Source organism: Nonomuraea sp. NPDC050783 (genome assembly GCF_040802095.1).
GTDB lineage: Bacteria > Actinomycetota > Actinomycetes > Streptosporangiales > Streptosporangiaceae > Nonomuraea.
This window is the reverse complement of sequence record NZ_JBFAHK010000010.1, coordinates 120,463-132,574: the sequence shown is the minus strand read 5'-3', so window position 1 is coordinate 132,574 and position 12,112 is coordinate 120,463. Positions and strand designations below refer to the sequence as shown.

Sequence of the window (12,112 nt, the reverse complement as noted above, 5' to 3'; positions counted from 1 at the left end):
GGCGAGGCGGCGGGACGGCGAGGCGGCGGAACGGCGGGACGGCTCAGAAGGGGAAGCCGCGGTCCTGCTCCCGCACGGTCACCCACTGCACCTCGCTGAACTCCTCGGCGGCGAACCCGAGCCCGAACCGCCCCCAGCCGCTGTCCTTGACGCCGCCGAACGGCATCTGCGGCTCGTCGTTGACCGGCTGGTCGTTGACGTGCACGATGCCGACCTCCAGCCGGGACGCCAGCTCCAGCCCGCGCCGGGGGTCGCCGGTGATGACCGACGCGGCCAGGCCCAGGTCGGAGGCGTTGGCGCGGGCCACCGCCGCGTCGGCCGAGTCGACGGCCTCCACCACCACGACCGGCCCGAACGTCTCCCCCTGCGCGATCTCGGCCTCGTCCGGCACGTCGGTCAGCACGGTGGCCGGGTAGCACGGCGGCCGGGGCACGCCGCCGGCCAGGACGCGGGAGCCGAGCGCGACGGCCTCCTTGACCCGGCGGTCCAGCAACGCCAGCGCCCACTCGTTGATCACGGGGCCGACGACGGTGGCGGGGTCGTGCGGGTCGCCGGTGGGCAGCGCCGCCGCCCTGGCCGCGAACCGCTCGGTGAACGCGGCGGCCAGCGGGCGTTCCACGTAGATCCGCCGCGCGCACATGCACACCTGGCCCTGGTGGACGAAGGCGCCGTAGGTGGCGGCGGCGACCGCGTAGCCGAGGTCGGCGTCGCGGGTGACGATGAGCGGGTTCTGGCCGCTGAGCTGGAGCACGACCCGCTTGAGGTGGCGGCCCGCCTTCTCGGCCAGGCGGCGGCCGGTCGGCGTGGAGCCGGTGAAGCCGACGCGCTTGACCAGCGGGCCGGCCAGCATCGCGTCGGCCACCCCGCCGGCCTCGCCGGGGGCGTGGGTGACCACGTTGAGCGCGCCGGCCGGCAGCCCGGCCTCGTGCAGCACCTCCGCCCACAGGGCGCCGCCGGTGTAGGGAGCCTCCTCGGAGGGTTTCAGCACCACGGTGTTGCCGAGGGCGAGCGGCCCGACGATCCCCCGCCCGGACAGGGTGAGCGAGGCGTTCCACGGCACGATCGCGCCGACCACGCCCACCGGCCGGCGGACCGCCATCGCCCGCGTGCCCTCGACGTCGGACGGCAGCAGGCTGCCAGTGGGCTGGTAGGCGAGCTGGGCGGCCTGGCGCAGCAGCCTGAGCGCGAAGTCCGCCTGGACCTCGCCGAAGTGCCGGCCGCACCCGGTCTCGGCGGCCAGGGCGTCCAGGACCTCCTCGCGCCGGCCCTCCAGGACGTCGGCCGCGCGCAGGAAGACCTGCTGGCGCCGCCAGGGCGGCAGCGCGGACCAGCCGGGGAACGCCTCGTGCGCGGCGGCGATCGCCCGCCGCGCGTCGTCGGCGTCGCCGGCCGCCACCTCGGCCAGCACCTCGCCGGACCACGGCGCGTGGTCGGGATACGTGCGGCCGGAGCCGGCGGCCACCCACTCGCCGCCGAGGAAGTGCCCGATCCGCGGCCTGCGCCAGCCGCTCCCCGCTCGGGCCATGTGCGTCGGTCCTCTCGGCCGGTGTGTTCGGACAGCTAGAACTGTAGGACCATATGCTGACCGCTGTGACCGACACCCCGGCGCCCCACCCGGCGTCCCCTTCGGCGTCCCCTTCGGTGTCCCTGGAGCGGGGGCTGAGCATCCTGGACGCGTTCACCGGCGACCGCTCGGTGCTGGGGATCGCCGACCTGGCCAGGGCGGTGGGCCTCAACAAGAGCACCACGCACCGGTACGTCGCCACGCTGACCGCGCTGCGCTACCTGGAGCAGGACCCGGAGACCAGGAAGTACTTCCTCGGCCCGCGCGCCGTGGACCTGGGGTTCGCCGCGATCGACTCGATGGAGCTCGCCCGCGTCACCGGGCCGCCGCTCCAGGCGCTGGCCGACGAGACCGGCTGCACGGCCAGCGCCGCCGTGGGCGACGGGCCGGACGTCGTCTACGTGGACCGGCGGCGCAGCAGCAGGCGCGGCACCCTGGCCCTGGACCTCAACCTGCACGTCGGCTCCCGCCTGCCGGCCTACTGCACCTCGATGGGCAAGGTGCTGCTGGCCCACCGCGACCCGGCGGCGCTGCGGCAGATCCTGGACCGCACCGACCTGGCCCGGCGCGGGCCCAGGACGATCACCAACCGGGAGCAGCTGCTGGCCGCGCTGGCCAGGGTGCGCCAGAGCGGCGTGGCGGTCAACGACGAGGAGCTGGCGCCGGGCCTGCGGTCGTTCTCCGCGCCGGTGCGCGACCGCTCCGGCGAGGTGGTGGCCGCGATCAACGTCGCGGTGTACCTGACGCTGGTCCCGGCCACCCTCGACGCGCTGGCCGGGCGGCTGGAGCCGCCGCTGCGGCGCGCCGCCGCGGAGATCTCCCGGCGCCTCGGTCACCGGCCCTCGCCGGAGACGTGTTCGACTGAGTGAATTCGCGTTCTACTGCTCGGAACGAATTGTTGCGCGGGGTTCGGCGGGGTCATACGGTCCGGGTCACCGGAGCGAGGTGCCCGAGCCCGTCCTCCCCCTGAAGGATCGTTCATGACCATCACCCGCGAGCTGCTCATCGGCGGCAAGTCCGTGCCCGCGCGGTCCGGCCGGACCACCGACGACCTCAACCCCTACACCGGGCAGGCGTACGCCACCGTGGCCGCCGCCGGGCCCGAGGACGTGACCCTCGCGGTGGACGCCGCGCGGGCCGCCTTCGACGACTGGGCGGCGCTGAGCCCGTTCGCCCGCCGCGCCGTCTTCCTCAAGGCCGCCGACCTGCTCCAGGAGCGCGGCGAGCAGGCGGTGGCCCTCATGGCGGGCGAGGTCGGCGGCACCCGGCCGTGGGCCCTGTTCAACGTCGGCCTGGCCGCGAACATCCTGCGCGAGAGCGCCGCCGCGATCACCGCCCCGCGCGGGGACGTGCTCGCCGCGCAGGAGGAGGGCGCGCTCGGCCTGGCCGTGCGCGAGCCCGTCGGCGTCGTCGCCGCCTTCTCCCCGTGGAACGCGCCTCTCATCCTCGGCGTGCGCTCGGTGGCCGCCGCGCTGGCCGCCGGGAACACGATCGTGATGAAGCCCAGCGAGGACGCCCCGCTCGCCTGCGGCCTGTTCATCGCCGACCTCCTGGCCGAGGCCGGGCTCCCCGCCGGCGTGCTCAACGTGGTCACCAACGACCCCGCCGACGCCCCGCTGATCGCCGAGACGCTGATCGCCGACCCGCGGGTACGCGCGGTCAACTTCACCGGCTCCACCGAGGTCGGCCGCATCATCGGCACCCACGCGGCCAGGTACCTCAAGCCCGCCATGCTGGAGCTGGGCGGCAAGAACGCGATCATCGTGCTCGACGACGCCGACCTGGACCACGCGGTGGACGCGGCCACGTTCGGCGTGTTCATGAACGCCGGGCAGATCTGCATGTCCGGCGACCGCGTCCTCGTCCACGAATCGCTGGCCGAGGAGTTCACGGCCAGGTTCGCCGCCAAGGTCGCCGCCCTGCCCGCCGGCGACCCGGCCGAGCCCACCACGGTCATCGGGCCGCTGGTCTCCGCCGCCGCGGCGCGGCGGGTCGCCGCCCTGGTCAGCGACGCCGTCGCCAAGGGCGCCACGGTCGTGACCGGCGGCGGCGAACCGGAGGGCGCCGTCCACCCGGCGACCGTCCTGACCGGCGTGCCCGGCGACGCCGACCTGTACTACGGCGAGGCGTTCGGCCCGCTCTGCGTCATCGACACCTTCGCCACCGACGACGAGGCCGTCGCCCAGGCCAACGACACCGACCACGGCCTGACCGCGGGCGTCATCACCGAGAACGGCACCCACGGCCTGCGCGTGGCCCGCCGGTTGCAGACCGGCATCGTGCACGTCAACGACCAGTCGGTGGCCGACGAGCCGCAGGCCCCCTTCGGCGGCTTCAAGTCCTCCGGCTACGGCCGGTTCGGCGGCCGCTGGGGCATCGAGGCGTTCACCAACACCCGCTGGATCACGCTGGCGACCCAGCACGCCCACTACCCCTTCTGAGGCCCTGCTGAGGCCCTGCTGAGGCCCTTCTGAGGCCCTTCTGAGGCCCTTCTGAGGGACGGCCGGGTCCCGGCCGCCGCCGAGCCGGCCGGGATCACTGCCCTGGTTCCCCCGGCTGATCCCCTTTCCATCACGGATGTGCGCTTCCGCGCGGCGCGATGTGCATCCGGTGGCCGTGGATGATAAGCAGGCCACGGTTGCAGGTGGGAGAAAAGGAAGTGCCGTCCATGAACGTGCCCGGCGGCGAGCCGACGTACCCGGTGGTGGAGCGCGAGCGCCTCCGCAGGCTGGCCGACCTCAGCCAGGCGGGCACCTACGTGGTCGACGACGGCGGCCGGATCCTCGAGGTCAGCCCGCAGGCCCAGCGCCTGCTGGGGCGTACGGCCGCCGAGATGCTCGACCGCGACGCCCACGACCTGCTGCACCGGGGCAGGCACGGCGCGACCCTGCCGCGCAGCCAGTGCACGATGCGGCAGCCCCTCATCACCGGCGAGACCGGGCAGGGCGAGCTGGAGTGGTTCGAGCGCGGCGACGGCACGCTGCTGCCGGTCTCCTGGCTGGTCACCCCGTGCCGCATCGGCGCGGGACGCACCGGCGCCCTGGTGATCTTCTACGAGGCCGCGGAGGCGGGGCCCGCCCAGCCGGAGCCGACGAGCGCGTCGTCCACGATGTCGGAGCTCGACCGGCTGGCCCTGCTCGCGGAGACGACCACCACCCTCACCGCCAGCCTGGAGGTGGAGGAGACGCTGACCCAGCTCACCCGGCTCACGGTGCCGCTGCTCGCGGACTGGGCGGTGGTCGACCTGCTCACCGAGGAGCGCGGCGTGTCGCGGGCCCTGGTGGTGCACCACGAGGACGGCGCCCTGGTCCACCGGGAGGAGCTGGAGGGGCCGATGCCCGCGGTGCCCGAGGAGTCGCCGATGCCGCTGTCGCGGGCGCTGCGCGGCGTCACCTCGACGCTGGCCGGCCCCGACACCTACCGGGGCGACCCCGACTCCGGCATCGCGGTCGTCCAGCGGGAGCTGTTCGAGGCGACCGGCATGCACTCGGCGTGCATCGCGCCGATCCGCGGCGTGCGCGAGGTGCTCGGGGCGCTCACCCTGGGCAGGGCCGAGCAGCCGTGGCCGTTCACCCCGACCGACCTGCTGCTGGTCGAGGACATCGCCCGCCGCGCGGGGCTGGCCCTCGACAACGCCCGCCTGTACGAGCGGCAGCGCCGCGTGGCCGAGACCATGCAGCGCCACCTGCTGCCGCACCTGCCGGCCGTGCCGGGCGTGCAGATGACCGCCCGCTACGTGCCCGCCCCGCACGCCTCGCAGGTCGGCGGCGACTGGTACGACGCCTTCACCCTGCCCGACGACGGCGGCACCGCCCTGGTGATCGGCGACGTGGTGGGCCACGACCTCGACGCCGCGGCGGGCATGGCCCAGGTCTGCAACATGCTGCGCGCCTACGCCGCCATCCAGCAGGAGCCGCCCAGCGTGATCATCGACCGCCTGGACCGGGCGGTCAACCGCATGGCCCAGGCCACCATGGCCACCGTCGTCCTCGCCCACCTCCAGCACACCGACGACGGCCGCTGGCTGCTGCGCTGGACCAACGCCGGTCATCCCCCGCCGCTCCTGATCGAGCACAACGGGCGCACCCGCTTCCTGGAGGACGGGCACGGCCCGGTCCTGGGCACCGGGCTGCGCCCCGAGCGCACCGACGCCGTGGCCGAGCTGCCGCCCCGCTCCGTGCTGCTGTTCTACACCGACGGGCTCATCGAGTCCCGCGCCCACATCCTCGACAAGGGCATGACCCGGCTGCGCCGGCACGCCGCCTCCCTCGTGCACCGCCCGCTGGAAGTCCTCTGCGACGTGCTCCTCGACCGCGTACGCCCGGCCGACAACGACGACGACGTCGCCCTGCTGGCCCTGCGCGTCCCCGCCACCCCCTGACCCGCGGCGCGCCGGGCCCCGGCCCGCGCCGGGCACCCGCCGGCCGGCCGCGCCGGCGACCGCGGGACGACCGCCGCGTCGCGCTCGGGCTGGCCGCGCTGATGCACCGGCTGACCCGCTCGGTCGTCCTGCGCGCGACGCTGCTGGTGCCCTGGCTGGTGCCGAACGTGACGATCGGCCTGCTGTAACTGGACCTTCACCGGCTGCACCGCGCTGCTGCTCTACGCGGGGATGTCGCAGATCCCGCAGAGCCTGTACGAGGGCGCGGCGATCGACGGCGCCGGCGAGTGGCCATGTTCCGCTCGATCACGCCGCCGCTCCTGCGGCCGATCCTGGCGCTGGCGCTGGTGCTGGTGGTCGTCCTCGGCGTGCTGACGACCCTGCAGATCGGCAGGAGGGCCGCCTGGCTCGCCCTCGTCGTCGCGGTCGTGCTCGCCGGCTCCGAGCCTCCCACGCCCGTCGCCGGCGCCGTCCCCGGCGTCCGCCACTCCGGGGCGCACCGGGAGCGGGCCTACCGGGACGCGCTCGCCCTGGTCCGGCGGGTGGCGGGCCCGGAGGTCTACCTGTCCGAGCGGCCGGACATCGTCAGGACGGGCCGGTACAGTTTCGCCATCGGCGGCCGCGCCGTCGATTTCGCCGCCGCGCTGGACCCGGGGCAGCAGTATCCGATCTCGTGCCCGGCGGCCACCATTTCGCTACAACGAAGCATAACCGGGGGATTGTGGTGGCCGAGGTGGCCGGGGCCGACGTCAGCAGGCTCCGCGAGCTCAACTCGCTCAGCATCGTACGGGCGCGGTCCGCTGGTTGTCGGCCCCCTCCCCCATCGAGAGCTGCCCGGGGGTGCCCGACGACATCCACCCCAATGACAAGGCCGCCTGGGTCTTCGAGCGCGCCCGCGAGGGCGACCGCCACGCCCGCACCGCGCTGCGCCGCCTGTGCCTGCGGGTGCCCGAGATCCGGGCGTCGGTGCTCGGCGCCGGCAGCGTGGCGCTCGGCGCGCTGCGCGTCGCCCTCGACCAGGTCGACGCGCGGCTGTTCACCGACGGGATGCCCGCCCCGCTCACCCTTCGCGCCTGACCGCACGCTCCTCGCCCTTCTCCTCGCCCTTCTCCTCCTCCTTGCCGCCGCCGTCCTCGTCGTCGTCCTCGGTGAGGTACGCCTCCGGCACCTCGGGCGGGATCGGCACCAGCTCCTGGCGGGACCCGAACGTGTCCAGCAGCGACAGCAGCATGGCCAGCACCGGCACCGCCAGCAGCGCGCCCACCGCCCCGAAGAGCTGCGCCCCCAGGATCACGCCCGCGAACGCGACGCCCGGGTGCATGTCCACCGCCCGCCCGCTGATGCGCGGCTCCAGCGTCAGGTTCTCCACCTGCTGGTACAGGATCGCCCAGGCCAGCGCGGCCACCCCGATCCACGGCTTGGGCGAGACCAGGCCCACGACGGTGGGCAGCGCGATCGCGATGTACGTGCCGATCGTGGGCACGAACTGCGCGACGATGCCCGTCCACACGCCCAGCGCCAGCCACGACGGCATGCCGATCAGCAGGAACACAACGGCCGAGGTGGCGCCGTTGATCGTGGCCAGGATGAGCCGGGCCGAGACGTAACCGCCGGTCTTGACCAGCGACACGTCCCACACGGTGAGGAAGACCTGCTGGAAGCGGCCGGGCAGGAGCTGGGCCAGCCAGCGCCGCAGCCGGGGGCCGTCGGCCGAGAAGTAGAAGGTCAGCAGCAGCAGGGTGAAGGTGTTGAACACCGCCGCGGTGATCGTGCCGAGCAGCCCCAGCACGCCGCCGACCAGGTCCTGGGCGTAGGTGGCGGCCTGCTGCGGGGTCAGGTTGATGGAGCTGAGGATGGTGGAGATCTCGTACTTCGTCCCGAATCGGGCGTTGATCCAGTCGATGGCGCCGGTGACCACCTCGGGCAGCGCCTTCACCAGTAACGCGGCCTGCTCGACGAACAGGTTGCCGAACAGGTAGAGGAAGACGCCCGTGAGGACGGCGATCCCCGTCATCACCAGGACGGCCGCCGCGCCGCGGCGCATGTGCCGCGACAGCCGGCCCACCGCGGGCTCCATCGCCAGTGACAGGAACCAGGACATCACCACGAGCACGACCAGCGAGCCCGCGTCCGCGAGGACGAAGCGGGCCAGGGACACCACGACGACGACGGCGACGATGACGAACCCGATCCGCCACACGTTCGAGGCCGACAGGAGCACCTGGACCTGGGGGACGGTCCCGGGGCGGCGCTCCCGGGGCTCGATCGGCTCGATCGGCTTGATCACGGCACTCTCCTGACGGGCCACCCTGCGACATTTCTCATCGGCATCCCTTTCCCCGTCCGGAGCCGGTCGAGCATGGCGAGGGTCAACCGCCGCCCGCGAGCAGCCCGGCCAGATGCTCCGCGATGGCGGAGATCGTCGGCTGCTGCCACAGCAGGGTCGCGGGCAGCCGGCGGCCGAAGCGCTTCTCCAGGCGCCGCCGGACCATGACGGTCATCACCGAGTCCAGCCCCTGCTCGACGAGGGGGCGCCGGAGCGCCAGGTCCTCGGGGGCCAGCCGCATCACGGCCGCGATCTCCGCGCGCACCTCGGGCTGGAGGCGCCCGCGCAGCTCCTCCGGCGGCAGCCCGGCGAACGACTCCGCGGGCTCCTGGAGGTCGTCCTCGGCGGGGGCGGGCGCGTCGATCACCGGGTAGCGCAGGCCCGTCAGGTGCCCGAGCACCCGGCCGTCCACGTCGGCCAGGAGCGCCCGCACGGTGTCGGGGGCGGCCGGGTCCACGGCCGCGTCCACGATCACCGTCGCGGGCGGCGCGCCGGTCAGCACCACCTCGTCGATGCGTACCACCATGCGCAGCACCGGATCGCCGGGGAACACGCAGGGCGCCACGGACATCGCCGCGTCCAGCGCCGGCGCCCAGCCTCCCTGCTCCCCGGTGCTGTCCCCGGTGTTGTCCCCGGTGCGGACGGTGGCCCGCAGCGCGCCGTCCCCGCCGAGCAGCGTCTCGATGGTCCAGCCGAATCCCGTCGAGGGCACGCCGACGGCGGCCAGCCGCCGGTGCACGAAGCCGGGGTCGATCGGGGCGAGCGCGCCGGCGTCCGGCAGCACGTCGGGCTTCACCTGGCCGGGCGCGGCCACCTCCGCGGTGACGTGGACCAGCCAGGCGGGCTCGGGCTCGCCAGGGGCGGCCGGGGTGCGGGCGGCCAGCCGCAGCGCCGGCGGCTCGTGCACGACCTGGATCTGCCGGCGCTGCGCGGTCATCAGCGGGTGCAGCATCTCCACGCCGGTGAGCGTGACGTCCTCGTCCCCGGTCGTGTCCCTGGCGGCGTGCAGGAACGTGTTGACCAGCACGGCGGCGGGCACGATCTCGACCCCGTTGAGCGCGTGGCTGCCCGGGTAGGGCCGGTTGGCGTCCTCCAGGGCGGTCCGCCACATCCGGGTCCGGCTGCCCGCCAGGCCGGTCGCGGCGCCGAGCAGGGTGTGGGAGCCCACGTCGTGCCCCCGGTTGTCGTCCCCGGCGTACGCCTCACGCCAGTGGCGGCGGTGCTGCCAGGCGTACGGCGGCAGGTCGGCCAGGCCGCCGGACGGCTGGAGCCGGCCCCAGTCCACCTCGACGCCGTGGCAGTGCGCCGCGCCTGCCGCGAGGAGGAAGGCGAGCCGCTCCGGCTGGCCGCGGCGCAGCGTCGTGCCGACGAACACGTCCTCGTGGCCGCTCTCCGCGAGCGTCTCGGTGACGGAGTGCGCGACCACGGGGTGCGGGGAGATCTCCAGGAACACGCGGTGGCCGTCCTGCGCCGCGGCCGTCACCGCCGCGGCCAGCCGCACGGGGTCCCGGAGGTTGGCCGCCCAGTACGCGCCGTCCAGGACGGGCGTCGCGCGGGGGTCGGCCAGCGCGGTCGTGTACATCGGGACGCGGGGCGCGCCGAGCGCGAGATCGGCGGTGGCGGCGGCCAGCTCGGCGGCCAGCGGCTCCATCTGCGGGCTGTGGAAGGCGACGTCCGACGCCACCCGCCGCATCACGATGCCCTCGGCCGGCCACTCGTCCAGCACCGCCTCGACCGCGGCGACCTCGCCGGACAGCACGGTGGAGCCGGGCGCCGAGGCGATCGCCGCCACCAGGTCGGTACGTCCGGCCAGCCGCTCGGCCGCCTCCTCGAAGGGCAGGCCGGCCATCACCATCGCGCCCTTGCCCGCGGCGCGGCGCAGCAGCCGGGAGCGGCGGCAGATCAGGCGGGCGCCGTCGGCGACGCTCATCGCGCCGGCCGTCACCGCCGCCGCCAGCTCGCCGACGGAGTGGCCGATGACGGCCCTCGGCACCACCCCGTGCGCGTTCCAGAGCCTGGCCAGGCCGAGCTGCATCACGAAGATCATGGTCTGCACGCGGTCGATCGTGTCAAGGTCGCCCTCGGCCAGGACCCGCCGGGGGGAGAAGCCGATCTCCTCGGCGAAGACCGGCTCCACCTCGTCCACCAGGGACGCGAACTCCGGCACGGCGAGCAGCTCCCGCCCCATCCCGCGCCACTGGCAGCCCTGCCCGGAGAAGACCCAGACCGGCCCGGGGCCGGGGTCGGGCAGCACGTCCCCGGTGAGGACGGATTCGGCCGGCACGTCCCCGGCGAGCCTGCGCAGGCCGGCCGCCAGCTCGTCCCGGTCCGCCGCGACCACGACGGCGCGGCGGGGCAGGTGGGTGCGCCGCAGCGCCAGCGTGTGCCCCGCCGACGCCAGGTCGGCCCCGCCGGGGTGGGCGTCGAGGTGGCCGGCGAGCCTGCCCGCGTACTCCCGCAGGGCCCGTTCCGACGCGGCCGACAGGGGGAACAGCCGCTCCCCCTCGACCGGGGACGTCCCGGCCCCGGTCGCGGCGGGGGCGGGGGCCTGTTCGAGCACGATGTGCGCGACGGTGCCGCCGTACCCGAAGCTGGAGACGCCCGCCCGGCGGGGGTGGCCGCGCTCCGGCCAGGCCGTCCGCTCGGTCACCACGCGCAGGCCCGAGCCCTCCCACGGGATGGCCGGGTTGAGGGTTCTCAGCACGCTCGGCGGGATCTCGCCGCGGTGCAGGGCGAGCACCGCCTTGATGACGCCGGCGATGCCGGCCGCGCCTTCGAGGTGGCCGATGTTGGACTTGACCGAGCCGATCAGGCACGGGTCGCCGGGGGCGCGCCCGGCGCCGTACACCGACGACAGCGCGCCCGCCTCCAGCGGGTCGCCGAGCCGGGTGCCGGTGCCGTGCGCCTCGACGTAGTCCACGGTGGACGGCTCGACGCCGGCCTGCCGGCAGGCGCGGGCCATCACGTGCTCCTGGGCCTCCCCGCACGGCGCCATGATGCCGTTGGTGTGGCCGTCCTGGTTCACGGCGCTGCCGATGACCAGCGCGAGGATCCGGTCGCCGGCGCGCCGGGCGTCCGACAGCCGCTTGAGCACGACCACGCCGCAGCCCTCGCCGCGCCCGTAGCCGTCGGCCGAGGCGTCGAACGACTTGGACCGCCCGTCGGGGGCCAGGGCTCCGGCGCTGCCGAGCGTGAGGGTCTGGCCCGGGGTGACCAGCAGGTTGACGCCGCCGGCCAGGGCGACGTCGCTCTCGCCGAGCCGCAGGCTCTGCGCGGCCAGGTGCAGCGCGACCAGCGACGCCGAGCAGGCGGTGTCGATCGCCATGCTGGGGCCGCGCAGGTCCAGGGAGTAGGAGATGCGGTTGGCGACGGCGCAGGTGGCGGCACCGATCCCGGTCCACGCCTCGATCTGGGGCAGGTCCTCCAGCAGCCGGCCGCCGTAGTCGGCCGTGCAGACCCCGACGAAGACCCCGGCGTCGGTGCCGGCCAGCTCGTGCGGCGGCAGGCCGGCGTGCTCCAGGGCCTCCCACGCGGTCTCCATGAGGATGCGCTGCTGCGGGTCCATCAGCTCGGCCTCGCGGGGCGACAGGCCGAAGAACTCCGCGTCGAAGCCCTCGATGTCGTCCAGGAAGCTGCCGTGCCGGACGGCGCCGCGCAGCGCGGCGGCGTGCTCGGGGCCGCGGCTCTCGTAGCGGTGCCAGCGTTCGGCGGGCAGCGGGCCGGTGGTGTTCCGGCCGGCGCACAGCAGGTCCCAGAACTGATCGGGCGAGCCGGTGCCGCCGGGCAGGCGGCATCCGATCCCGACCACCGCCACGGGTTCCACCCGGGCTCCGCGCGGGCT

The 12,112-nt window shown here is 75.0% G+C and carries 8 protein-coding genes; 5 read left to right on the top strand and 3 right to left on the bottom strand.

The genetic code is table 11. The annotated features are described in order from the left end of the window. Positions 1 to 43: 43 nt before the first annotated feature. Positions 44 to 1,525 (bottom strand): aldehyde dehydrogenase family protein, encoded by a 1,482-nt coding sequence (locus AB0H75_RS26410; protein ID WP_367800468.1) that lies wholly within the window; start codon positions 1,523 to 1,525, stop codon positions 44 to 46. A gap of 65 nt (positions 1,526 to 1,590) precedes the next feature. Between AB0H75_RS26410 and AB0H75_RS26405 the strand changes: the two genes are divergently transcribed. The 5 genes from AB0H75_RS26405 to AB0H75_RS26385 all read left to right on the top strand — a co-directional run bounded on the left by AB0H75_RS26405 (position 1,591) and on the right by AB0H75_RS26385 (position 7,022). Then, a complete protein-coding gene (locus AB0H75_RS26405) occupies positions 1,591 to 2,433 on the top strand; it encodes an IclR family transcriptional regulator (RefSeq protein ID WP_367800466.1) in 843 nt (280 codons plus the stop codon). Positions 2,434 to 2,544: 111 nt separating this feature from the next. Beyond that, on the top strand, positions 2,545 to 4,005 hold the full coding sequence (locus tag AB0H75_RS26400; RefSeq protein ID WP_367800464.1) for an aldehyde dehydrogenase family protein: 1,461 nt from the start codon (positions 2,545 to 2,547) through the stop codon (positions 4,003 to 4,005). A gap of 227 nt (positions 4,006 to 4,232) precedes the next feature. Continuing rightward, positions 4,233 to 5,945, top strand: a complete 1,713-nt coding sequence (locus tag AB0H75_RS26395; protein ID WP_367800462.1) for a SpoIIE family protein phosphatase — start codon at positions 4,233 to 4,235, stop codon at positions 5,943 to 5,945. Positions 5,946 to 6,238: 293 nt separating this feature from the next. Continuing rightward, complete coding sequence (locus AB0H75_RS26390) at positions 6,239 to 6,811, top strand: hypothetical protein (RefSeq protein ID WP_367800460.1); 573 nt, start codon at positions 6,239 to 6,241, stop codon at positions 6,809 to 6,811. Beyond that, positions 6,786 to 7,022, top strand: a complete 237-nt coding sequence (locus AB0H75_RS26385; protein WP_367800458.1) for a hypothetical protein — start codon at positions 6,786 to 6,788, stop codon at positions 7,020 to 7,022. Before AB0H75_RS26390 ends, AB0H75_RS26385 begins: the two co-directional genes overlap by 26 nt. On the opposite strand, the gene AB0H75_RS26380 is transcribed toward AB0H75_RS26385, so the two are convergent. Together AB0H75_RS26380 and AB0H75_RS26375 are read right to left on the bottom strand one after the other, a co-directional pair. Further along, positions 7,006 to 8,232: an AI-2E family transporter gene (locus tag AB0H75_RS26380; protein ID WP_367800456.1), complete on the bottom strand. Its 1,227-nt coding sequence runs from the start codon at positions 8,230 to 8,232 to the stop codon at positions 7,006 to 7,008. The genes AB0H75_RS26385 and AB0H75_RS26380 overlap by 17 nt on opposite strands. 82 nt (positions 8,233 to 8,314) lie before the next feature. After that, positions 8,315 to 12,094, bottom strand: coding sequence for a type I polyketide synthase (locus AB0H75_RS26375; protein WP_367800454.1), 3,780 nt, complete (start codon positions 12,092 to 12,094; stop codon positions 8,315 to 8,317). Between the last annotated feature and the right edge of the window lie 18 nt (positions 12,095 to 12,112).